We start from the raw sequence: 23,535 nt of genomic DNA on the forward strand, positions 1-23,535 counted from the left end.
CAGTCCAAGTGGGGTCATGTTGAAACCATCCAGGAAACCGTTTGAAGCCTGGAATCTATTCTGTTCAGCGTATTAGATGCTTGCGACTGAACATGGACGAGTGCTATAGATTGAGGCATGAGTCTAGTTTCTGATTTATAAAGAATAGACACACTTCAAGATTGAAGAAAAGGATGAACGTTCCTTCCGACAATGAATCGAGCCTGTATACAATATACTAAATGGGGATTACCTAAGTTGGAACGCCAAAAGGCTATGTACAGAGGTACTGAATATCCAATATGGTAACGGAGCTCCCGTAGTAGTCCGAGATAGGGAAAGCCTATTACATGGCGAAGGGGAGCAGCTTATAACGTATAAAACAATAAAGAAAGGAGCGAAATGCTCTATGCAAAGTTCAGAAATTGTCTTATACAATCTATCGAAACAAGCAATGAAGGACGGGTTTGAATTTGACCGTTTGTACAGACATTTATACAACGAAGATTTTTATATAAAAGCCTATACAAAGATATACAAAAACAAAGGTAGTGCAACAAAAGGTATCGACGAAGAAACGGCAGACGGGTTTGGGGAAGAAAAGATTCAAACAATTATTGAGTCGCTAAAAGATGAAAGTTATCAACCAAAACCAGTACGTCGTATTCATATCCCAGAGAAAACTGGTGATACAAGACCACTAGGTATCCCTACATTTACAGACCGTTTAGTACAAGAAGTATGTCGTATGATTATAGAAGCAATCTATGAGCCTAAATTTTCAAATCATTCTCATGGTTTTAGACCAAAAAGAAGTTGTCATACAGCGTTAGTCGAAATTAAGAAAACCTTTACTGGTGTCAACTGGTTCATCGAAGGTGATATAAAAGGATTTTTCGATAATATTAACCATCAAGTACTCATTAATATTTTGCGTAAAAGAATTAAAGATGAAAAATTTATTCGTCTGATATGGAAGTTTTTAAAAGCAGGTTTCGTTGAAGATTGGCGATTCCAGAAAACGTATAGCGGAACTCCAAAAGGTGGTATAATTAGCCCGTTACTCGCAAATATTTATTTAAATGAATTTGATGAATACGTCGAAAATGAATTAAAACCTTCATTTGATTTAGGTGAACCAAAAAAGCGTAAACGTAATACCGAATATCGAAAATATGATATGCGAAATCAACGTTTGCATAAAAAGATTAATGCAACAGAAGATGAAAGTTTACGACAACAAATGATTGAAGAATACAAGGCAAATAAGAAAATATTGCTTAATTTACCGTACTATGAACCAAATACCGATACGTATAAAGCAATGGAATATGTGCGTTATGCAGATGATTTTATAGTCGGTGTAAATGGGAGTAAAGAAGACTGTGAGCGCTTAAAACAAGCGATGAAAGACTTCTTGAAAGACTATTTACAATTGGAGTTATCGGTAGAGAAAACACTGATTACACATAGTACAAAGTTTGCAAGATTTCTAAGCTACGATATTTCGATTAGCCAAGATTTAAGCATGGCAAAGGACAAAAACGGTGTAGTAAAACGTAAATATAGAGGATATGTACAATTACGGATTCCTAAAGGAACGATTGAAAAGGTAATTGTGAAAAATGAAATGGTCAAAGATATTGATGCGAAGCAATGGGATATGCTGCATCGACCAAGACTTGTCGGTTTATCTGATTTAGAAATCATTGAAACATATAACGCGGAACTACGAGGCATTTATAATTATTACGCTTTAGCTGAAAATGTAAATCGAAAAATGTGGCAACTGCGTTATGTAATGGAGTATAGCTGTCTGAAAACACTTGCGAATAAATACAAATCCACAGTTTCGAAAATGAAGGTTAAGTTTAAGCAAGGCAAGTACTGGGGAGTAAAGTATGAAACAAAGCAAGGTGAAAGAATAGCCTATTTCTATAAAGATGGTTTTGAAAAGAAGAAGGAAATCTTCCAATCAGAAATGGACCAACTACCAAATTTGTATGTATATCAAGGCAGAAATGATTTAGAAAAACGACTTAGTGCAAAACAATGCGAATTATGTGGAGACAACCACCCAGATACAAAGTTCGAAATTCACCATGTGAATAAAATTAAGAACTTAAAAGGCAAGGAATACTGGGAATGGACAATGCTCGCAAAGCAACGTAAAACACTTGTTGTATGTATAAAATGTCATAAAGAAATTCATAAACAAAGATAGATTTGTTATAAGTGGAGAGCCGTATACTCTGAGAGGAGTACGTACGGTTCGGGGAGGGGTTCTCCGGAAACCTGCTGCAGCAATGTAGCAAGGCGCTGGGTTCCTACTCTACTACGCATTCCGTCTTGCAGAACCGCGCCTATTCCTTGATAAATATAAGCGGTTTGAAGAAGACCCGTCAGGCACAGGAATGAAAATTGACCTGAATGCCAATTTCCGCAGTCGCTCGGAAGTGCTGGAAGGTACGAACTATGTATTTGAACAAATAATGGATGAAGAAGTAGGCGAAATTGCATACGATGAACAGGCAAAACTTAAGTTCGGGGCGAGCTATGATGAGCAGCAAGTGCCGATTGAATTAGTTTTACTGGAAGGTGATTCAAAAGCGCAAATCATTCCGGGAAGCGAAGATGGTTCCGAGGAAGAGAGTATTAGCGCGGCACAGCAGGAAGCGCGTTACATTATTCAGCGCATCCGTGATTTAGTCGAACATGGTGGACAAGTGTACAATCCGAAAACGAAATCGATGCGCCCTGTCAGCTACCGCGATATTGTCGTATTGATGCGTTCTCGCACATGGTATACGACATTTGCAGAGGAATTCAAATTGGCAGGTCTGCCTCTCTATGCCGAAACGGATGGCGGTTATTTTGAATCACTAGAAGTAATGATTATGATCAACACATTAAAAGTTATCGACAATCCGTATCAGGATATTCCGCTTGCTTCAGTATTGCGAGCACCGTTTATCGGATTAACGGAAAACGAACTGGCGAAAATCCGCTTAATTAACGGAAAAGTACCTTTTTATGAAGCATTAAAGCAGTATAAAGAAGATGCAGCGGGTGACATGCCAATCGAAACAGAGGCTAAGATTGATAAATTCTTTACGATGCATCAGAAATGGCGCCAATTCTCACGGCACGGGGCATTGGCCGATTTAATATGGCAAGTGTATTTAGATACGAATTATTACGAAATGGTCGGAGCGATGGCGAACGGCAAGCAGCGCCAGGCAAACTTACGGGCACTTCATGACCGTGCATTAAGCTATGAAAAATCATCATTCCGCGGATTGTTCCGCTTCCTTCGATTTATCGACCGGATGAGTTCACGTGGAGATGATTTAGGAATTGCGAAATCAACAAGTGAAGCAGATGATGTTGTCACGTTACTCACAATCCACAAATCTAAAGGATTGGAATATCCAGTCGTATTTGTAGCGGGGATGAGCCGGACATTCAATACGAAAGACCTAGGCAGCCGCTATATTTTCGATCAGGATTTCGGTTTGGCGATAAAATCGGTCAATCCGGATTTAAATATCATTTCGACTTCTTTACCGCATTTATATGTGAAAGAGAAAAAGCTTGCGAAAATGAAGGCAGAAGAAATGCGCGTCCTATACGTAGCGATGACACGTGCAAAAGAACGCCTCATTTTAGTCGGCTCGATTAAAGATTGGGAAAAGCAGAAGGAAGAATGGGCATTTTATCAGGAACTGGAGGATACGGTGCTCCCTGCATACATTCGTTCCAAAGCGAACAGCTATTTAAGCTGGGTCGGTCCTGCTGTTGCCCGTCATAATGATTTCATGTTTGCCAATTACGGCTATTCGATTGAAGCGGCAACAACGAAAGAATGGACGGTACGCATCATTCCAAACTATGACTACCTGCTTGCCAATGAAGCGGAAACGGAGGAGCCTGAAGTGGTTGAACAAGCAGTGAATGAAGATCTGGTTCAGCTGCTGACGAAACGCTTTACGACACCGTATCCATATGCAAATTCGGTTACGAAGAAATCAAAGACATCTGTATCGGAGCAAAAACGTCTCGAAAGTTTGCAGCGAATGGAAGACGAGCAGCTTTACAATATGGAAGCGAAGCGCTATGTAAAAACCGATGTACCAAGCTTTATGCTGAAAGGGAAAAAAGAACGCAAGCTTTCGGCAACCGAAGTCGGTACAGCTGTCCATGCGGTGATGCAGCATATCCCGCAGCAAGGGTTTACATCGCTTGAAGAGACGGAAAGTTATATTCAATCGCTTGCAGATCGTAAGCTGTTACAGCAAATTGAAGCGGATGCCGTATCAGCGGAAAAAGTTTTTGCCTTTTTCCAAACGGAAGTCGGTGAGCGTTTTAAAAAGGCGAAGCAAGTACTAAGAGAAGAACCGTTTACACTTAGTTTGAAAGATCAGGAAGGGGATGCTCAAATTGTACAGGGTGTTATCGACTGTATTTTTGAAGATGAACATGGTAACTGGGTACTTCTAGATTATAAAACGGATTATATCGAACAGTATGTACTAGGCGATTTTGAGAAAATTAAACAAAAAATGACAAAGTCGTATCAAATTCAATTAAACTATTATCAGCATGCTGTCCAATCAATTAAGCGTATTGAAATAAATGAACGCATTTTATATTTATACAGTATTGGACAAGAAGTGAAAATAGATTAGGGGGATGAACGGTGGAATTTCGCCCAGTAGGTACGAACGAGCGTGTTGCAACACTGGATATATTACGCGGGGTAAGTTTACTCGGCATTTTATTGGTGAATATGTTCGGGTTTTATTTACCGATGCCGCATATAGCGGATTTAAGCAGCTGGTTTAATGAAGTGCAGGATATTGTACTCCAGCAGCTTTTGGATATTTATGTGCAAAGCAGCTTCTATCCGTTATTTTCTATGCTGTTCGGGTATGGATTAGCGATGCAGTATGTAAAAGCAAAAGAGACGGGCGCAGATTTTTACCGGTTTGCGCCGAAGCGTCTATTTTTGTTATTTTGCATTGGGATGTTTCATGCAATTGTCATTTGGTGGGGCGATATTTTGGCTACGTACGCATTTTGCGGAGTCTTTTTAATCGCGCTAATTCGGATGAAGGCAAAATGGCTCCTGCTTGTGGCGGTTGCGGTAAATGCTTTGTATCATGGTTTTAATTTAAGTTTATATGCAGCGGCAGGTTTTTTTAATGCGTCAACGGATAGTTTTTCTGTCGATATTGAAGCAATTCAAAGTGCCTTAACAGCATACGGTATCGGGAACTGGATGGATGCATTTATGCAGCGTCTGGACGATTTGTCGATTCAGATGAGTGTCATGATGTGGATTTCATCTTTATTTACGATATTACCTTATATGCTGTTTGGCGCTGCACTTGCGAAATGGCGTCTGATCGAACGGGCAAAAGAAAAGATCGTTGTCTGGATTATTTTGGCTGTAGCCGGTATTGGTGGCGGACTTTATATGAAGAGCTTGCCGATAGCCGGTGACCAGACATTCGGCAATGAATACTTGCAAGTTTATATCGGCGGACCGCTACTTGCGATTGGCTATATGGCAGTCATCACATTGCTGACACAATTGCCGTTCATTATAAAACTGTTATCGCCGATCGCGAAGGCTGGCCGTATGTCTCTTACACTCTATCTGATGCAGTCTGTTATTTGTACGATCTTGTTCTACAATTGGGGCTTTGGTTTATACGGAAAAGTCGATGTGCAAATGGGAATTTACTTGGCTGTCGGAATTTTCATCATCCAAGTATTATTTGCGGAAATCTATTTCTCGAAATATAAACAAGGACCGATTGAAGCATTGCTGAAAAGATTTACTTACGGTAAACCTGCAGAACGTAAAGCGTGAACAAAGAATACGTGAGTAAAATTTTATGCACCGAACGCTTAGTTTTACGAATTAAGTCCCTTTTTGTCAGAAAAGTAAGGCAATTGTTTATATTTTAATGTATGATGTAAAAAAACAGAAGGAGTGCTCCACGTTATGAAATTGTTATCATTTAAAGTAAACGAACAAGTAAAGTTTGGTCCAAAAGTGAAAAAAGAAGAGGCAGTTTGGGATGTAATCGAAATCCAAAACCAACTTAATGTACTAAAAGACTTTCCGAAAACAATTATTGACGGGATTGCACATGGCTACGAATTTGTTGAGCAAGTTCGTAAATTAGTAGAGGCAGCTCAAAATCATGAAGATGGAGCTCAGTTTAAGCTGGCCTATTCCGATATTGAATGGCTGTCGCCAGTTCCTCGTACACCGAAAAATATTTTATGTGTTGGTAAAAATTACAGTGATCATGCCCGTGAAATGGGTGCAGAAAAGGCACCGGAACATATCGTTGTCTTCACGAAGTCGCCAACTGCAATTGCTTCGGATGAATCGACATTACCTGTGCATGCAGATGTGACAGATTCCCTTGATTATGAAGGGGAGTTAGCTGTCGTAATCGGCAAGCGCGGAAAAAATGTTCCGAAAGCAATGGCTTTTGACTATGTATTCGGTTATACAATTGCCAATGATCTTACAGCCCGTGATGCACAGGAAAAGCATAAACAGTTCTTCCTAGGCAAAAGCTTGGAAGGCAGCTGTCCAATGGGGCCGTATTTAGTAACGAAAGATGAGATTCCTGATCCGCATACATTATCAATTGTGACGAAAGTAAATGGTGAAGTACGCCAAAATGGATCAACAAAAGATATGCTGTTCTCTGTTTCCGAAATTATTGAGATCGTTTCAAAATATGTAACATTAGAGCCGGGCGATGTTATTTTAACAGGTACGCCGGCCGGAGTCGGAAAAGGAATGAACCCGCCGCAATTTTTAAAAGCAGGCGATGAAGTGAAAATTGCAATTGAAGGAATCGGAACTTTAGCAAACCGATTTGCTTAATATGTTCATTTTTCCCGCGGATTGCTAGTTTCCGGTATTAATAGGCAGTAGATTTCCGGTATAAGGGAAATCTACTGCTTTTTTGCCTCAAAGTTTATCTTTTTTATGACAACTCATTGAACATGGAAGATTCAATTGAATTAATAGGGCTTTACATGGTAGGATATTGCCTGTAGAGAAAAAATAGAAGAGGTGGAAAATTCGTGGATTTCTTAACTAGTACGACACATATGCACATTACGACTTGGGTAATAGCATTAATATTATTCTTTATCGTTGCATTATCCGGTAAAAAGCTGAAAGCAGTACACATGATTTTACGTTTAATGTATATTTTAGTAATCGTTACAGGATTGTCTTTATTCCTTGAATGGCGTGACAAAATTTCTGAAAGCGGCATGAACTATGATATGAAAGTATTATTTGGTATCTTAGTAATCGGCTTTATGGAAATGGTATTAGTACGCAAAAGCAAAGGCAAATCTGTCAATATGTTCTGGGTACTATTTGGTATCGTTCTATTAATCACATTATACTTAGGCTTAAGCATGGGTATCGGTGTAAACTTCTAATTAAAGATTGGAGCGTGTAAAAAGCGGAGGTGGCTTTTTACACGCTTTTTTATTTGAATTCTATAATCTCAGAAGTCCCTTTCAAGATCTCCCTTGAACCCTTCTATGTAAAAGACACCGCGTCGTCAATTCCTAATTATATCAAACCCTCTATACACATTTCTGTCACGTATTTGTTGAATTTCCTATAAATAACTATTTAAGCTAGCTACGTTTATATCTTTTTTGGTAAAATGACGTTGGACTGTATTTGAAAGTGGGGGAAATGAATGGGATTTAATAAATGGTTTCGTACATTGGCTGCGGGTGTGCTGCTTTCGACTTCATTGTCAGTTGCTGCTGTTGCAAATGCGGAAGAGCGTACGATTGCAGATGAAAGTATATATGATGTTTTAGTGGACCGTTTCTTTAATGGTACCGGTAAAAATGATGATGATACAGTAAATACACAGGACCCGACAATGTTTGCTGGCGGGGATTTCAATGGGTTGCTGAAGAAAATCGATTATGTGACAAATATGGGCTATACGATGCTGTCGATTGGCTCTGTATTTGAGACTGAGAAATATGATGGGTCGATGCCAACAAGCTATACCATGTTTGACCACCGTTTTGGTACAGCGGACGAATTTAAAAAAATGGTCGAGGCTTATCAAAAACGCGACATCAAAATGATGATTGATTTCCCGATTTCCAATGTAAGTCCAAACCATGAACTTGCTGAAAAAGAAGGATTTGTGGCATCTGAAAACGATGGGAAAACACAGTGGGACTTAACGAATGCAGAAGTACAGGATGAGCTGATCAACAATGCTGTACAATTTGTGAATACATATAAACTGGGCGGGGTTCGTCTGACAAATATTGAACAAGCCGATACTGCTTTTCTAAATCGCTTTATCGAGCAGTTAAAAGCAGCGGGTGCCTATGTTATTGCGAATGCGGAAAGTGATGCGGACTTTGATGCGAAGTTTTACAGTGATACTGCTTCCAACTTCACGAATGCATTCAAAAATGTCGATTTAAATACGGCAGTACTGGAGCCTCATATCGAGGAAATGCTTACAGGAACTCCGGTATTATCAATGACCGATACAATCTGGTCGGACCGCTTTACATTGGCGGCAACAGAGGAAGGCATGTATCCGCCGACACGCAGTAAAATTTCCATTGCGAGCACGTTTTTACTTCCTGGTGTGCCGATCGTACAATATGGATCTGAAATTGCGATGAATGGGGAAGCGGGTGTTGAAGCGCACCAGTACTACAATTTTAAAACAGACTCGGAATTAGCCGATTATGTCGGAAAGCTCCAGTCATTACGAAATGATTCCGATACATTGCGCAACGGGGAATTTAAATGGCTAGAAAATGAAGACGGCTATATTGTATTTGAACGCAAATCCGATGAGGAAACATGGATTGTTGTCATTAATAATAGTAGTAAAACAAAACGTGTGCATATTCCGGTCGCTGAGCTAGGTGAGGGAAAAGAAGTTCGCGGGATGTTCAACAGTGAAATCATCCGTGAAAACAAGGACGGCAACTATGCGATTATTTTGGACCGTGAAATGGTGGAAGTATACCAAGTGATAGAAGCGCGTGGTATTAACACATCTTACATTGTTGCACTTGGATTAGTCGTTGTACTATACACAGCATTTATGATTGTTATTATGAAACGCGGTAAAAAGCGCCGTGCCGAGAATTTATAACACTAGATAAAAAGCCTGGAGAAGCAGACAACATGCTTTTCCAGGCTTTTATAGTTTATTACAGTTTTAATCGGTCCTGCAGAAATTTCCCGATGCCGTCTTCATTGTTCGATAGTGTAATTTCATTGGCAATTGATTTCAAATCGTCTATACCGTTACTCATCGCAACGCCAACGCCTGCGTATTCAATCATTTCCAAGTCATTGTCCTCATCGCCAAATGCAATGATACGGTCGCGCGGAATGCCCATTTCCTTTGCAATATAGTCGATGCCTACAGCTTTACTTAACCCTTTATGGACAATTTCGATAATCGGGAAAGGTGCTCCCCAACGTCGATGCTCGATCAGCTCAGCATGAACATCCTGTAAATGTTTGCGGATAATCGGTGTATTGACATCATCTGCTTGAATAAGCAAACTTGTCGGGTCTTCTTTTAATGTATTTTTCAGATCGCCTGTTAAAATATTGGGGTTGCCCATATGCAGCAACTGAAGCACGCCTTCATCTTCACGATGGAGATATACATCATCCATTACTTCGGCGATTAAGTTGTCGTATTCATATTTATGAACAGATTCTACAACATCATGGACTACACTTAAATCGACTGTTGTATGAATCGTTTTCCACATCGGATTTTTAGGATGGTGGATGAGGGCTCCGTTGAAATTGACAATCGGAGTTGTTAAACTCAGCTCCTGATAATAAAGCTGACTCGCACGGTACGGACGTCCTGTCGCAATCATCACCTGATGACCGGCTTCTTTTGCTTTCAACAAAGTTTCCTTTGTCAGCGCAGAAATCTTTTTCTCGTCCGTCAATAAAGTGCCGTCTAAATCTAATACTATTAAATGTTCATTCATGAGAGTAAGCCTCCTTTAGCCTGGGTATAATTGTAACGTGCAAAAATAGCATTCGTCAAAATTTTGAAACATAGACCAATTTTTGCTAATGTAAACAAAGAGGTGAGAAATTTGATAGTAGATAAAGAACAATGGAAGTCCATTCCATTACTGCATGTATATGATGAAACGATGGATGAGAAAACACCGGTCGTTATTTTTCTTCATGGTTTTTTAAGCGCAAAGGAACATAATCTGCATTATGCTTATCAGTTTGTGCAGCAAGGTGTACGCGTTATACTACCGGATGCATTAATGCATGGTGAACGATCGAATCAATTGACGGAAGACCAGATGAACTTCAACTTCTGGAAAATTGTATTGAAGTCAGTGGAAGAAGTACATACTATTTATGAAGAATTGAAGCTGAAAAACTTGGCGGGCACTAAAGTTGGGATTGCCGGAACTTCAATGGGCGGAATCGTCACATCTGGCTGTTTAGCGATCTACCCATGGATTGAAACGGCAGGTATTTGCATGGGAACGACAAGTTATACAAAACTGGCTCTCCATCAAGTAGAGGATTTAAAGCAAAAAGGTATATCATTTCCGCTGTCTGATGAACAGCAGACAGGCTTGCTTCAAATGCTGCAAAAATTCGATATGGAGCAGCATGAGGAATTATGGGCAAACAAACCAATTATTTTCTGGCATGGGGAGCGCGATACGGTCGTTCCTTATCATATGAGCCGAGATTATGTTGAACAACTGGAAAAAGAAAAAAAAGCAAAACATATTACTTATCTGGCAGAACGAAAAGCAGGGCATGCCGTATCGAGAAACGGGATTTTGCAAGTCACGCAATTTATGGCGCATTGTTTGGCATAAAGCATACGTTCTGCTATGATTAACAATAACACCATGGCGAAAGGGGAAATTTAAAATGGCAATTGATCACGATATGAAAGAAAGTATGTTAGGTGCATTGGAGAACGTAATCGACCCTGAGTTAGGCATTGATATCGTCAACTTAGGTTTAGTATATGAAGTGGATTTAACAGACGAGGGCTTAGCAATCGTTACAATGACACTAACATCAATGGGTTGTCCGCTTGCTCCGGTTATCGTTGACCAAGTTACAACGGCACTTAGCGAATTACCGGAAGTAAAAGAAGTAAAAGTGGATATCGTATGGCAACCGGCATGGTCTAAAGACAATATGTCCCGCTATGCAAAAATGGCATTAGGTATTCGTTAATAATAAGTAAATAAATGAATTAAGATTCGGTCATTTTGCGTATAGGCAAAGTGATCGTTTTTTTTTAGGTACTTTTTGGGGAGGAAACGGGGCGTAATTATTTGTTGTTTGACCAACTTTGACTTATAATAAAATTAATCAATAAAGGTCAAACTAATTGAAAGGGTGTACTCTATGCAATTTAACCAAACACAAGATAATCGTCCGCCATTAGAACAATTTGGACGTAACTTAATCGAACAAGTAAAAAACGGTAAGATGGATCCGGTTATTGGACGAGATGAAGAAATTCGGAACGTCATTCGTATTCTGTCACGTAAAACCAAAAACAATCCGGTGCTCATTGGTGAACCGGGTGTTGGTAAAACAGCGATTGTCGAAGGGCTGGCACAGCGTATCGTAAGACGGGATGTACCGGAAGGATTAAAAGATGCGGAGCTTTATGAACTGGACATGAGTGCACTAATCGCAGGAGCATCCTATCGCGGACAGTTTGAAGAGCGGCTGAAATCAGTATTAAAACAGGTGAAAGAGTCAGAGGGGCGCATTATTTTATTCATCGATGAGATCCATACAATTGTCGGTGCAGGGAAAACGGACGGGGCAATGGACGCTGGAAATATGCTGAAGCCAATGCTTGCGCGTGGTGAACTGCATTGTATCGGTGCAACAACATTGGATGAATACCGCATGTATATTGAAAAAGATCCTGCATTGGAACGCCGCTTCCAGCAAGTAATGGTACGAGAACCTTCTATTGAAGATACGGTCTCCATTTTACGCGGAATAAAAGATCGTTTTGAGGAACATCACCGTGGTGTCCGCATTCATGACCGCGCAATTATTGCAGCGGCACAGTTGGCGAACCGCTATATTACAGACCGATTTTTACCGGATAAGGCGATTGATCTGGTCGATGAGGCATGTGCCATGATCCGCATTGAAATCGATTCAATGCCACAGGAACTGGATCAGTTAACGCGCCGCCTCACTCAGCTGAAAATTGAACAGCAGGCACTGAAAAAAGAAAAAGATGAGGCAAGCAAAAAACGTCTTGAAATAATTACAGACGAAATTGATTCATTGGAAGTATCAATCAAGTCAATGAAAGAACAGTGGGAACTCGAGAAAAACGGCCTGCAAATTGTTCGTGATAAAAAAGATGAGCTGAAAAAAATGGAAGCCGAGCGCGATGACTTATTTATTTCAGGCAGTAATTTAGCAAGGGCAAGTGAGCTTCAATACAGTAAAATACCACAGCTTGAAAAGGAAATTGCCGAGCTGGAGCAGCAGTTGAAACAGTCGGAAGGTAACCGCATGCTGCGTGAAGAAGTAACTGAAGATGAAATTGCTAAAATTATTTCACGATGGACAGGGATTCCGGTAACGAAGCTTGTTGAAGGTGAACGCGAAAAACTGCTCCGTTTAAAAGATACACTGCATGAACGGGTAGTCGGTCAGGACGATGCGGTAACATATGTAACGGAAGCAGTCTGGCGTGCGCGTTCCGGTATTAAGGATCCGAATAAGCCGATCGGAAGCTTCCTGTTCCTCGGTCCAACAGGTGTAGGGAAAACGGAATTGGCAAAAGCATTGGCTGCACAATTATTTGATTCAGAAGACCATTTCATCCGTATTGATATGAGCGAGTATATGGAGAAACATTCTGTATCGCGGCTTGTCGGAGCTCCTCCAGGATATATTGGTTATGAAGAGGGCGGTCAGCTGACAGAAGCGGTTCGTCGTAACCCGTATTCCGTTGTATTGCTGGATGAAATCGAAAAGGCACATCCGGATGTCGCGAATATTTTACTGCAAGTACTTGATGATGGCCGCATTACAGATAGTCAGGGACGGATCGTCAACTTTACGAATACCGTCATCATCTTGACATCGAATATCGGCTCGCAGTTTTTACTGGAAGCATCTGAAGAAGCGGAACAGCTTGTCCAAGCGGCATTGCGCCAGCATTTTAAGCCGGAGCTGTTAAACCGGATGGACGATATAATTATGTTCCACGCACTATCGAACGAGCACTTCCATAAGATTGCCCGGAAATATGTAAAGCAGCTTCAGGATCGGGTAGCGGAGCAGGAAATTACGTTGTCTGTGGACGCAGAAGTTGTAGATTGGATTGTGAAGCACGGGATTGACCCGCAGTTTGGTGCACGACCGCTTAAACGCTTCGTTCAACGCCATTTGGAAACGATTGTTGCCCGTGAGCTGTTAAAAGGAGAAGTAACAGCAGGCGGAAGTTTATCGATTGCACTGGAAAATGAAGAGTTAGTCATAAAATCAAATTAAGTATGAAAAAAGCTTGTACATGAATGCGTACAAGCTTTTTTGTTTGGCGTGTAAATGTTCTAATAAGGATGAATAAAGTTCTAATAAAAATGAAAAGTTCTACTAAAAGCCGGAAGTTCTAATATAAATGTCAGTTGTTTTAATAAGAGGTGCAACTGTTCAAATAAACGTGTCGACTATTCTAATATGAAATATAAAACTTCTAATATTGTATGGAAGTTTTCTAATAAAATCAGCGCCCAGTCAAACTAGGCGTAAATAACAAGGGGCTGTCCAGTAGTTTTACCGGACAGCCCCTTGTTATCTATTAGTGATGCTCTGCTTCTGCTTCTGGAGTTGATTCGTTTGGAATGATTGCAGCGATAATAATAACTAATACGCTGAATACTAATGATACGATTACGCCATTCATGAAGTTAAAATCTACACTTAATACAGAACTTACTACATAGTTTAGCATTGAAACTAATAAGAATGACCAAAAGAACGTAATGATATATTGCATCAAATTCACCTCATTGAACTTATTTATAACGTTATTGTGAAATTACATCTTCAATATCATACCACAAGCGTTCATGAAATTAAAAGGGCGAATCAAATTATTCTTCAAGTTGTCATAAATGCTTGTTTTTATTGCTTTTTTAAGTAGGAATTAACAAGGAAAACGTGAAAATTAGCTGGAAGCTGTATGTCTAATATTTGAACGATTTTGTCCATTTGCTGTTTAACATTAAATGTAAGAAACGAACTGGAAAACTTCATATGCCATTTAATTTCATGAAGATGTTTTACCAAATAGCATAGCCATTTTTTTCGTAAAAAAAACAATTATAATTCCCAATCCCTCGTTTTCCAGAAATTTTAATTGTGTTCAAAATAATTATGCTCTATAATTAGTACCAACTACTAATAATTAGTTATATTTTTTGAGTGATGAAAAACAAGGGGGCTATTATATGAATGCCGGTATTATAGGGATGGGGAAATATGTTCCGGAAAAAGCTATAGCAAATAAAGATTTTGAAAAAGTATTAGATACATCAGATGAGTGGATTCGTTCTCGTACAGGAATTGAAAACCGTTTTATCGCCGAGAATGAAGAAACATCGGATTTAGCATATAAAGCAGCAGTGCAAGCGATTGAAAATGCAGGTATTACGCCAGATCAAATCGGTTTAATTGTTGTTGCGACAGTTACACAGGATCAGAATTTCCCGAGTGTAGCGTGTCAAATTCAAGAAAGACTAGGAATATCGGGATGTGGCGCGATGGATGTTTCCGCTGCATGTTCGGGATTTATTTATGGAACGGCGATTGCAAAACAATTTATTGAGAGTAATAGCTATGAATATATATTAGTAGTAGGTGTTGAAAAACTGTCGAAAATTGTGGATTGGGATGACCGCAACACTGCTGTTCTTTTCGGAGATGGTGCAAGTGCAGCTGTTCTCGGTAAAGTTTCGGAAGGGCGCGGGATTCTGGCGTTCGAACTTGGTGCTGACGGAACAGGCGGTAAGCATCTTTATTTAAATCCTGAAAACCATATTGAGATGAATGGCCGCGAAGTATTTAAATTTGCGGTTCGTCAAATGGGCGAGTCGGCTGTAAGTGTGCTCGAAAAGGCAGGCCTGACGAAGGAAGATGTCGATTATTTAGTGCCGCATCAGGCAAACATCCGCATTATGGAAGCCGCAAGAGAACGTCTTGACCTACCGGAGGAAAAAATGTCGAAAACAATCCAGAAATACGGCAATACATCTGCTGCTTCAATCGGTATTTCAATCGTTGAAGATTTGGAGTCAGGGAAGATCAAAGATGATGATATTGTTGTTTTAGTCGGTTTCGGCGGAGGGCTTACATGGGGAGCACTCGCAGTAAAGTGGGGTAAATAAGAACGTTGATTGGAATATGGGGAGCTGGAACGAATGCTGAAAACCGTTACGATCTGTGACAACGCATTCATGGCCAACATCGTATTACCCCGACCGAAATGAAAATCAACTTTTATATAGGAAAAGAACTTAACTTAGAAAAGGGTGTTAAATAATGGAGAAAAGAAGAGTTGTTGTTACAGGAATCGGTGCAGTAACGCCAGTAGGAAACAGTGCAGAGCAAGCATGGGAAAATGTAATTGCAGGCAAGTCTGGTATTGGACCATTAACACGTGTAGATGTAAGCAAATTTCCGGTATCTGTAGCGGCTGAAGTTAGAGATTTTAACATAGAAGAATATATCGAAAAGAAAGAAGCGCGTAAAATGGACCGTTTTACCCATTATGCGATTGCTGCTTCAATGATGGCTGCAAAGGATGCAGACTTGACAATTACCGAAGAAATGGCACCGCGCGTAGGTGTGTGGATCGGTTCTGGAATCGGCGGAATGGAAACACATGAACAGCAGTTTCTAACATTCCAGGAGCGCGGTGTTCGCCGTGTAAGTCCATTCTTCGTACCGATGATGATTCCGGATATGGCTTCTGGACAAGTATCGATTTACCTTGGTGCAAAAGGGGTAAACTCTTGTTCTGTAACGGCTTGTGCATCAGGAACTAACTCAATTGGTGACGCGTTTAAAGTAATTGCACGCGGAGATGCGGATGTGATGATTACCGGTGGAGCGGAGGCGCCAATCGTAACTATGGCGGTAGCTGGCTTCTGTGCAAACACGGCTTTATCGTTAAATCCGGACAAGGCAACTGCATCACGTCCATTCGATAAAAACCGTGACGGCTTCGTTATTGGCGAGGGCGCAGGGATTTTAATTTTGGAAGAGTATGAACATGCAAAAGCGCGCGGTGCGAAAATTTACGGTGAAGTTGTGGGCTATGGCTCAACAGGGGATGCCCATCATATTACAGCACCGGCTCCAAATGGTGAAGGTGCAGCACGTGCGATGCAAATGGCAATCGATGATGCACAAGTATCGCCTGACCGCGTTGGTTATATTAACGCACACGGTACGAGTACACCATATAATGACTTATTTGAAACACAGGCGGTCAAAACTGTTTTTGGTGACCATGCCCATAAATTGGCGATGAGCTCGACAAAAAGTATGACAGGCCATTTACTAGGTGCAGCAGGCGGTATTGAGGCGATCTTTACGGTGCTTGCATTGAAGGAAGGTATTTTGCCGCCGACAATGAATCTAGACGAACCGGATCCGGAATGTGATTTGGATTATGTGCCAAATGCCGCACGAAAAGCAGAAGTTGAATATGCGTTAAGCAATTCACTTGGTTTCGGCGGTCATAATGCTTGTTTATTGTTTAAAAAAATTACAGATTAATAAAATGACAAAAAACGAACGTGCTTCTTCTATCGCACGTTCGTTTTTCGTATAGTTGTACGAAGGATGGTGTTTTGTGACACGTTTCGTACTTTTTTTATTTTTTTATGGGCTCAGTGTCATGTCGATCAGTAATATGATTTTATACTTGAACTACCGCACGCTCGGTTATTCATGGCATGCTGTATTAATGTACATTGTACATGGAGCAGAGCTTTATATGCTGCTTGTTGCTATTGGCGGGATGATTAGCGTCGTTTACGGCCTAAGCCCATCGCGTTCTCCATTTTCTTGAGTGTTTTAGAGGCAATGGCATTCGCTTTTACTGCACCCTCATCCAAAATTTCATCAAGCTCCGGTGAGTCAATCAGTGCATAATAGCGTTCTTGAATTGGTGTTAAGTGGTCAATAACAGTCTGCGCTACTCCAGCTTTAAAATCACCATAGCCTTTGCCTTCATACTTTGCTTCCAAATCTGCGATCGCTGTTCCGGATAAGGCAGATTCAATAATAAGCAAGTTAGATACACCTGGTTTGTTTTCAATATCAAATTTAACGATTCCCTCAGAATCTGTTACGGCAGATTTAATTTTCTTTTCAATTTCTTTTGCTGTATCAAGCAGGCGGATCGTCGCTTTTGAGTTCGTATCGGATTTTGACATTTTTTTCGTCGGCTCCTGCAATGACTTGATACGAGCGCCTTCTTTCGGCAATTGAATATCAGGGATTGTTAGGACATCATTGTAGCGTTTATTGAAACGCTCGGCTAAATCGCGCGTTAATTCAATATGCTGCTTCTGGTCTTCGCCTACTGGTACGATGTCTGTATTATACAGAAGAATATCGGCAGCCATTAACGGCGGGTATGTTAATAGTGCGGCAGAAACGGATTCTTTACCTGTTGATTTGTCTTTGAACTGTGTCATACGCTCCAATTCGCCGATAGAAGCGACACATTGCAGCATCCATCCGGCTTGTGCATGTGCAGGGACTTCCGACTGAATAAATAAAATAGATGTTTTCGGGTCAATGCCACATGCAATATACATTGCTGCCAATGAGCGGATATTTTTACGCAGCTCCAGGCGATCCTGTGGAACAGTGATTGCATGCTGATCCACGATGCAATAAATGGCGTTATTGTTTTCTTGTAGAGCAGGGAATTGTTTAATCGCTCCAATATAGTTCCCTAAAGTAATAGTTCCTGTTGGTTGTACACCTGAAAAGATTGTTTTCATTGGGTGCTCCTCCTTAAAATCAAATGAAAATAAAAAAACATCATGCGTCCTCTATTCGAAAATAGAAGGGACGAATGATGTTGAAATCCGCGGTACCACCCAGCTTGCCTTAATTGGCCACTTTACTTCGTAACGTGAAGGCGACGAGCTGGACTACTAATAGAAACGTTCATCAAGCTAACTCGGAAGTCCATTCCATTTAACGAATGGTCTGTTTGCACCAACCACAGACTCTCTAGGCATTCTCATTAAATGTACTACTCTTCGTCATCGTTTTTCATAATCTTGAAAGGATTATAACGTAAATAATCTAAAGAAAGCAATCGTTTTATTTAAAGAAAAAGGAATAAAACGAAGTGGAAATGGAAATAGTAGTAAATAGATAATTATATTTAAGGAAATATCATAGTATTATCTGAATGTTTCTCAATTACTATTTGATAAATGAGAAAAAATTATGTAAAAACATTACGTTTTGATTCAGTATTTTACGGGTAAATTTTGTTATGGCATAAAAATATAGAAAGTGCGCTTATTAGAGAGAAATAGGTAATAAAATTTATTGCGTGAGTTGAATTATTTGTTGACATTGTATATTCAAACATGGGATATTCATGTATAATGGTAACAGAATCTTAAATTAAATTAATTCTAAATTAAGTTTTACTTATACATTTGTGCTTCATGTTTTCAGGAAGCAATATTTAGCAATTGAATTGAAATCAATTAGAGAGGAAGTGAGCCAATGTTAGTAACATTATTTACTTCACCAAGTTGTACTTCATGTCGAAAAGCAAAAGCATGGTTAGAGGAACATGATATCCCATATACAGAACGTAACATTTTTTCCGAGCCACTTACAATTAGTGAAATCAAAGAGATTTTACGAATGACAGAAGATGGTACCGATGAAATTATCTCGACGCGTTCGAAAATTTTCCAAAAGTTGAATGTTGATGTTGAAACATTGCCATTACAACGATTATATGAGCTTATTCAGGAATATCCGGGACTGTTACGTCGTCCGATTATTTTAGATGAAAAACGTCTGCAAGTCGGCTATAACGAAGATGAAATTCGTCGATTCCTGCCTCGTAAAGTACGAGCATACCAGTTGCAAGAAGCCCAACGCATGGTTAACTAAATATACCGCTCATGATGTTACGGATGCATATTGTGCAATTGTAGCATCTTTTTTTTGTTTTCGAACATATTAGTAAGAGACCTTAAGTACTTGATTTAAATTGATTCCTGCAATACAATTTCAATTATTCAAATAATTTCGGATGAATAATGTTTTTCCTTTTCATTTTAATCCAATCCATCATACAATAGAGTTATAGATACTTCTAATATTTAAAAGTATCTAAGTTCCGATGCAATAGAACGCCATATTGTATGCCACTTGGAAATAAAGCGACGTTCTATACAATGACTGTGAAGGGAGTTGAGGTCTAATGGACATCGAACGCATTAATGAAAATACGCTAAAATTATTTATTACGTATAGTGATATCGAGGACCGCGGTTATACACGTGAAGAAATATGGTACAATCGCGCAAAAGGTGAAGAGCTTTTCTGGGATATCATTGGTGAAATAAATACAGATGATTATTTCGATTTAGATGGTCCGATCTGGATTCATATTAACGCTTCAGAAAGTGGGTTGGAAGTCGTTGTTACACGCGCGTCTGTAGGTAATGACTCCGAAACTTCTTCAATGGCTGGCAACTTTGAGGATGACCTTCATATATCAGATCAATTAAATGAAATGGAAGAATCGATCTTCAATGCGATTGGCAAAGCGGCAAAAGAAGAAGAACAATCGCTTGAAAACGCCCGATTCCGATTTAAAGATATTGACGAACTAATACCTCTTGCAAAACGCGCAGCACCTTTAGGAATAGAGTCCGTGTTGTATAAATGGGAGGATTACTACTATTTATATGTAGATTTAAAAGATTTGGAAAGCCAGGAAGCGAGGAATATCATCGCTTTATGTACTGAATATTTAACGGCTTCCAAAATTACTGCGCACCGCCTTGAGGAGTATGCGGAGACAATTATTGCTGAAGACTGCTTCGAAACAATCATTACGTATTTTGAGTAGGAAAGCAGTTACAAAAGCCACCTGAAATCAGGTGGCTTTTTTGTGTGCACTGAGCTAATCTGAGAGTTGAAGAGCGCTTGAAGAAATTGGAACAAAAAGGTAGAAGAACCCTAGTGACGGAAAAGTGGAAAGTTCATTTTAAGAGTAGAATACCTTTAAAAAAGAAGTTTCCAATAGTTACCGATCGTAAGTTGAAAGTGAAAGCTGATTTCATTAAGATGGATAAAAAGGAGTGGAAGCAAATGCTGGTCGCGATGACAGAACAACAGCAATTATTCTATTTGACGCCGAAACTGCTGCCGGGTGAGTTACAAAGGTTAAAAAAGCAGCAATCCTTTTATTGTCCCCAATGTAAAGAACGGCTTTTGTTAAAGGCCGGACAAATAAAAATCCCGCACTTTGCCCATCAAAAAAACAGTGATTGCGATTCTTTGTTTTCGGAAGGGGAATCTGCTGCACATCTCCTTGGGAAACAACACCTCTTTCAACTTTTTACGAACCTTCAGGTAAGTCCCGTTCTTGAACCTTTTTTGCCGCAGCTTCAACAGCGGCCGGATCTTCTCATCACAGTTAAAGATTTACAATATGCTATTGAATTTCAGTGCAGCCCAATTGTGCCTTCGTCTTTTCAGCAACGTACAACGGGCTATTTGAATGCCAACATAACACCGGTATGGATATTGCACACTCCTGAAAAATTTAAACTTACCGGTATCGCGAAAATTTCAATCAATCATACAAACGGCCAGTTTATCCAGCAATATAAAAAACAGAAATTCCTCATCACCTATGATGTTGAAAGCAAAACATTCTACTATATAAGCAACTTAATCCACCTTCATAAATTGCAGTATTTTGCTGTCGTCAAGTCATTGCCCCTCAGTCAACAACGTTTTCCATTCCTGATCCCGGATAAAGTATCCAAGCCCCAATTTCATCTGCTTCTGAAAAAATACAGGAAATATCGGGAACACTATATCCACCCCCGTCTACTACTGAGCAAAAAGGGGGTAAACGATCGATTTTTCCGTGCCATTTATGAATTAAGGTTAACGTTGACAAATCTACCGGCATTTTTAGGGATTCCTGTCCATAATACGCATGCTTTTAACCGATTCTGTATAGAATGGCAAGTAGGGCTTTTTCATTTTATGGACTGCCATGCGCTCACTCCGGAAACGATGAATGTAAATGCAATTCCATATTTTTTCGAATGGAATCAAATGGAGCTGACGGGTGAGCGGAAAGCAGCGGTGGAACATTATTTAGCAATTTTGAGACATCTAGGTATTGAGCAATCGGATGAAAATATAGACGAAGTACAACTTTTTAATGTTCTGTACGACGAATTGGTTGCATTTGGATGTTGAAATTGTTTAAATAGATTTATAATTTCGAATTTCGGAATAGTAGGAGGCAACTAAATGGCAAAGCAAATTTTAACGCGTGAAGAAGTACCTGAGCAATTAACATGGGATTTAACAACAATCTTTGAATCCGATGATGCGTGGGAAGCTGAACTGAAGGAAGTGGAGCAATTATCAAAACAAGCTTCAGAATATAAAGGAAAAGTAGCGGAAAGTGCTGAAAGCTTATACAAAACATTGCAGTTTAGCGATGCATTATACGAGCGTCTGCACAAATTATACGTATATTCACATTTAAAACATGACCAGGATACTACGAACGGCAAGTATCAGGATTTGGATGGGCGTGTGCGTTCTGTTCTTACAAATGTAGGCGCGGCATGGTCATTTATTACGCCTGAAATTTTAGCGTTGGACGAAGCGACGTTAAACAGCTATGTAGAAAGCTATGAACCGCTTTCACTATACGAACAAAGCTTAAAAGAACTGAACTTGGGCCGTCCTCATATCCTTTCAGCTGAAAAAGAAGAATTACTTGCACAATTTTCTGAAGTGACTTCGACAGCCGGCAAAACATTCAGTGCATTAAATAATGCAGACTTGGAATTCCCTAAAATTAAAGGGGAAGATGGCGAAGAAGTACAAATTACGCACGGTAACTATATTACAATGCTGGAAAGTGACAACCGTGAAGTACGTGAAGCAGCATTTAAAGCAGTATATAAAACTTATGGTCAATATAAAAATACATTTGCAACAACTTTAGCAGGTAATGTAAAAGCTCATAATGCGAATGCAAAAGTTCGTAATTACAATTCAGCGCGCCATGCAGCACTGAGCAATAACTTCATCCCTGAAAAAGTGTATGACCAGCTTATTTCAACAATTCATGACTATTTACCGGCACTGCACCGCTATGTAGAGCTTCGCAAAAAAGTGCTTGGTTTAGATGAACTGCATATGTATGATCTGTTTACTCCGCTTGTTAAAGAGGTGAAAATGGAAGTAACATATGATGAAGCCAAGAAAACGATGGTAGAAAGCTTTGCGCCACTTGGTAAAGAATATCAGGAAATTGTACAAAAAGGTTTGGAAAGCCGTTGGGTGGATGTGCTTGAAAACAAAGGAAAACGCAGCGGGGCCTATTCTTCGGGAACGTTCGGTACAAATCCGTATGTGTTAATGAACTGGCAAAATAATGTGAATAACCTTTATACACTGGCACATGAATTCGGACACTCAATGCATAGTTATTACTCACGTGCCAATCAGCCATACCAATATGCAGATTACTCGATTTTCGTTGCAGAAGTGGCTTCAACATGTAACGAAGAACTATTATTTGACCACTTAATGAAGACATTGGATGATGATAAGCAGAAAATCTATTTATTAAATCAATGGTTGGACGGTTTCCGTGGTACGGTATTCCGTCAAACAATGTTCGCTGAGTTTGAGCATATGATTCACGAATTGGATGCAAAAGGCGAATCGATCACATCGGAAAAATTGACATCGATTTATTATGATTTAAACAAACAATACTTTGGTGATGCAATGACAGTAGATGAGGAAATCGGTCTGGAATGGGCACGTATTCCACATTTCTACTACAACTATTACGTATATCAATACGCAACAGGTCAATCAGCAGCAACAGCATTATCTAAACAAATTCTGGAAGAAGGCGAACCGGCAGTTGAACGCTATATTAACAACTTCCTAAAAGCAGGCTGCTCGGACTTCCCGATCGAAGTATTAAAAGCTGCAGGTGTAGATATGGAATCTCCGGAACCGATTGCATTGGCATGTAAAGTATTCGAAGAGAAGTTGGAAGAGCTTGAAAAATTATTATTGAATAATTAATAGTTTGTGAAAACGCATCTGTTTCAGGTGCGTTTTTTGCTTGAAAAAATTAAATTTTACTTTATTCTGGAGGT

18 protein-coding genes, 1 pseudogene and 1 other annotated feature are annotated in these 23,535 nt (G+C 39.8%); of the genes and pseudogenes, 16 read left to right on the forward strand and 3 right to left on the reverse strand.

Annotation, left to right across the window (positions count from 1 at the left end; translation table 11 throughout):
- Positions 1-388: 388 nt before the first annotated feature.
- From ltrA to MKZ25_RS03650, 6 genes and pseudogenes are all read left to right on the forward strand, one after another.
- Positions 389-2,203 carry a group II intron reverse transcriptase/maturase gene (ltrA, locus tag MKZ25_RS03625; protein WP_340800185.1) on the forward strand — a complete coding sequence of 605 codons (1,815 nt, stop codon included), beginning with the start codon at positions 389-391 and terminating at the stop codon, positions 2,201-2,203.
- 124 nt (positions 2,204-2,327) lie between these two features.
- Positions 2,328-4,667: pseudogene (gene addA, locus MKZ25_RS03630) on the forward strand (helicase-exonuclease AddAB subunit AddA); the annotation flags it as partial.
- Between the two features lie 11 nt (positions 4,668-4,678).
- Positions 4,679-5,857: a DUF418 domain-containing protein gene (locus tag MKZ25_RS03635; RefSeq protein ID WP_340800186.1), complete on the forward strand. Its 1,179-nt coding sequence runs from the start codon at positions 4,679-4,681 to the stop codon at positions 5,855-5,857.
- A gap of 135 nt (positions 5,858-5,992) precedes the next feature.
- A complete protein-coding gene (locus tag MKZ25_RS03640; RefSeq protein ID WP_340800187.1) occupies positions 5,993-6,895 on the forward strand; it encodes a fumarylacetoacetate hydrolase family protein in 903 nt (300 codons plus the stop codon).
- 203 nt (positions 6,896-7,098) lie between these two features.
- On the forward strand, positions 7,099-7,467 hold the full coding sequence (locus MKZ25_RS03645) for a YisL family protein (protein WP_340800188.1): 369 nt from the start codon (positions 7,099-7,101) through the stop codon (positions 7,465-7,467).
- Positions 7,468-7,736: 269 nt separating this feature from the next.
- Complete coding sequence (locus MKZ25_RS03650; RefSeq protein ID WP_340800189.1) at positions 7,737-9,182, forward strand: alpha-amylase family glycosyl hydrolase; 1,446 nt, start codon at positions 7,737-7,739, stop codon at positions 9,180-9,182.
- Between the two features lie 58 nt (positions 9,183-9,240).
- Here the strand turns inward: MKZ25_RS03650 and MKZ25_RS03655 are convergent, their stop codons facing one another.
- Positions 9,241-10,047: a Cof-type HAD-IIB family hydrolase gene (locus tag MKZ25_RS03655; RefSeq protein WP_340800190.1), complete on the reverse strand. Its 807-nt coding sequence runs from the start codon at positions 10,045-10,047 to the stop codon at positions 9,241-9,243.
- Positions 10,048-10,149: 102 nt separating this feature from the next.
- Here MKZ25_RS03655 and MKZ25_RS03660 point away from each other — a divergent pair, with 102 nt between their 5' ends.
- The 3 genes from MKZ25_RS03660 (at position 10,150) to MKZ25_RS03670 (ending at position 13,588) form a co-directional block, all read left to right on the forward strand.
- Positions 10,150-10,914, forward strand: coding sequence for a prolyl oligopeptidase family serine peptidase (locus tag MKZ25_RS03660; RefSeq protein ID WP_340800191.1), 765 nt, complete (start codon positions 10,150-10,152; stop codon positions 10,912-10,914).
- A 61-nt stretch (positions 10,915-10,975) separates the two neighbouring features.
- Positions 10,976-11,284 (forward strand): metal-sulfur cluster assembly factor, encoded by a 309-nt coding sequence (locus MKZ25_RS03665; RefSeq protein ID WP_039966323.1) that lies wholly within the window; start codon positions 10,976-10,978, stop codon positions 11,282-11,284.
- A gap of 174 nt (positions 11,285-11,458) precedes the next feature.
- Entirely contained in the window at positions 11,459-13,588 is a 2,130-nt protein-coding gene (locus MKZ25_RS03670; RefSeq protein ID WP_340800192.1) for an ATP-dependent Clp protease ATP-binding subunit, read from the forward strand.
- 307 nt (positions 13,589-13,895) lie between these two features.
- Here MKZ25_RS03670 and MKZ25_RS03675 read toward each other — a convergent pair whose 3' ends face one another.
- A complete protein-coding gene (locus MKZ25_RS03675; protein ID WP_008403579.1) occupies positions 13,896-14,093 on the reverse strand; it encodes a YjzD family protein in 198 nt (65 codons plus the stop codon).
- A 454-nt stretch (positions 14,094-14,547) separates the two neighbouring features.
- Between MKZ25_RS03675 and MKZ25_RS03680 the strand changes: the two genes are divergently transcribed.
- The 3 genes from MKZ25_RS03680 to MKZ25_RS03690 all read left to right on the forward strand — a co-directional run bounded on the left by MKZ25_RS03680 (position 14,548) and on the right by MKZ25_RS03690 (position 17,174).
- Entirely contained in the window at positions 14,548-15,483 is a 936-nt protein-coding gene (locus MKZ25_RS03680) for a beta-ketoacyl-ACP synthase III (RefSeq protein WP_340800193.1), read from the forward strand.
- Positions 15,484-15,637: 154 nt separating this feature from the next.
- The gene (fabF, locus tag MKZ25_RS03685) at positions 15,638-16,879 is read left to right on the forward strand and encodes a beta-ketoacyl-ACP synthase II (RefSeq protein WP_340800194.1); all 1,242 of its coding nucleotides are present in this window, start codon (positions 15,638-15,640) and stop codon (positions 16,877-16,879) included.
- A gap of 76 nt (positions 16,880-16,955) precedes the next feature.
- Entirely contained in the window at positions 16,956-17,174 is a 219-nt protein-coding gene (locus MKZ25_RS03690) for a hypothetical protein (RefSeq protein WP_079524771.1), read from the forward strand.
- Here MKZ25_RS03690 and trpS read toward each other — a convergent pair.
- Entirely contained in the window at positions 17,128-18,117 is a 990-nt protein-coding gene (trpS, locus tag MKZ25_RS03695; protein ID WP_340800195.1) for a tryptophan--tRNA ligase, read from the reverse strand. The two genes, MKZ25_RS03690 and trpS, sit on opposite strands and share 47 nt — an antisense overlap.
- A gap of 63 nt (positions 18,118-18,180) precedes the next feature.
- Positions 18,181-18,397: a binding site (T-box leader), on the reverse strand.
- A gap of 465 nt (positions 18,398-18,862) precedes the next feature.
- Here trpS and spxA point away from each other — a divergent pair.
- The 4 genes from spxA (at position 18,863) to pepF (ending at position 23,461) form a co-directional block, all read left to right on the forward strand.
- A complete protein-coding gene (gene spxA, locus MKZ25_RS03700; RefSeq protein WP_008403575.1) occupies positions 18,863-19,261 on the forward strand; it encodes a transcriptional regulator SpxA in 399 nt (132 codons plus the stop codon).
- A 313-nt stretch (positions 19,262-19,574) separates the two neighbouring features.
- Positions 19,575-20,228 carry an adaptor protein MecA gene (gene mecA, locus MKZ25_RS03705; RefSeq protein WP_340800196.1) on the forward strand — a complete coding sequence of 218 codons (654 nt, stop codon included), beginning with the start codon at positions 19,575-19,577 and terminating at the stop codon, positions 20,226-20,228.
- A 242-nt stretch (positions 20,229-20,470) separates the two neighbouring features.
- Positions 20,471-21,598, forward strand: a complete 1,128-nt coding sequence (locus MKZ25_RS03710) for a competence protein CoiA (protein WP_340800197.1) — start codon at positions 20,471-20,473, stop codon at positions 21,596-21,598.
- Positions 21,599-21,652: 54 nt separating this feature from the next.
- Positions 21,653-23,461 (forward strand): oligoendopeptidase F, encoded by a 1,809-nt coding sequence (gene pepF / locus MKZ25_RS03715; RefSeq protein WP_340800198.1) that lies wholly within the window; start codon positions 21,653-21,655, stop codon positions 23,459-23,461.
- Positions 23,462-23,535: the final 74 nt, after the last annotated feature.

Source organism: Solibacillus sp. FSL W7-1464, from assembly GCF_038004425.1.
GTDB lineage: Bacteria > Bacillota > Bacilli > Bacillales_A > Planococcaceae > Solibacillus.

Bases quoted from the DNA above. Each gene is read 5' to 3' on its own strand.
- spxA (WP_008403575.1), top strand. From the start codon at position 18,863: ATGTTAGTAACATTATTTACTTCACCAAGTTGTACTTCATGTCGAAAA.
- MKZ25_RS03675 (WP_008403579.1), bottom strand. From the start codon at position 14,093: ATGCAATATATCATTACGTTCTTTTGGTCATTCTTATTAGTTTCAATG.
- mecA (WP_340800196.1), top strand. From the start codon at position 19,575: ATGGACATCGAACGCATTAATGAAAATACGCTAAAATTATTTATTACG.
- pepF (WP_340800198.1), top strand. From the start codon at position 21,653: ATGGCAAAGCAAATTTTAACGCGTGAAGAAGTACCTGAGCAATTAACA.
- MKZ25_RS03680 (WP_340800193.1), top strand. From the start codon at position 14,548: ATGAATGCCGGTATTATAGGGATGGGGAAATATGTTCCGGAAAAAGCT.
- MKZ25_RS03650 (WP_340800189.1), top strand. From the start codon at position 7,737: ATGGGATTTAATAAATGGTTTCGTACATTGGCTGCGGGTGTGCTGCTT.
- ltrA (WP_340800185.1), top strand. From the start codon at position 389: ATGCAAAGTTCAGAAATTGTCTTATACAATCTATCGAAACAAGCAATG.
- MKZ25_RS03670 (WP_340800192.1), top strand. From the start codon at position 11,459: ATGCAATTTAACCAAACACAAGATAATCGTCCGCCATTAGAACAATTT.
- MKZ25_RS03710 (WP_340800197.1), top strand. From the start codon at position 20,471: ATGCTGGTCGCGATGACAGAACAACAGCAATTATTCTATTTGACGCCG.
- fabF (WP_340800194.1), top strand. From the start codon at position 15,638: ATGGAGAAAAGAAGAGTTGTTGTTACAGGAATCGGTGCAGTAACGCCA.
- MKZ25_RS03655 (WP_340800190.1), bottom strand. From the start codon at position 10,047: ATGAATGAACATTTAATAGTATTAGATTTAGACGGCACTTTATTGACG.
- MKZ25_RS03640 (WP_340800187.1), top strand. From the start codon at position 5,993: ATGAAATTGTTATCATTTAAAGTAAACGAACAAGTAAAGTTTGGTCCA.
- trpS (WP_340800195.1), bottom strand. From the start codon at position 18,117: ATGAAAACAATCTTTTCAGGTGTACAACCAACAGGAACTATTACTTTA.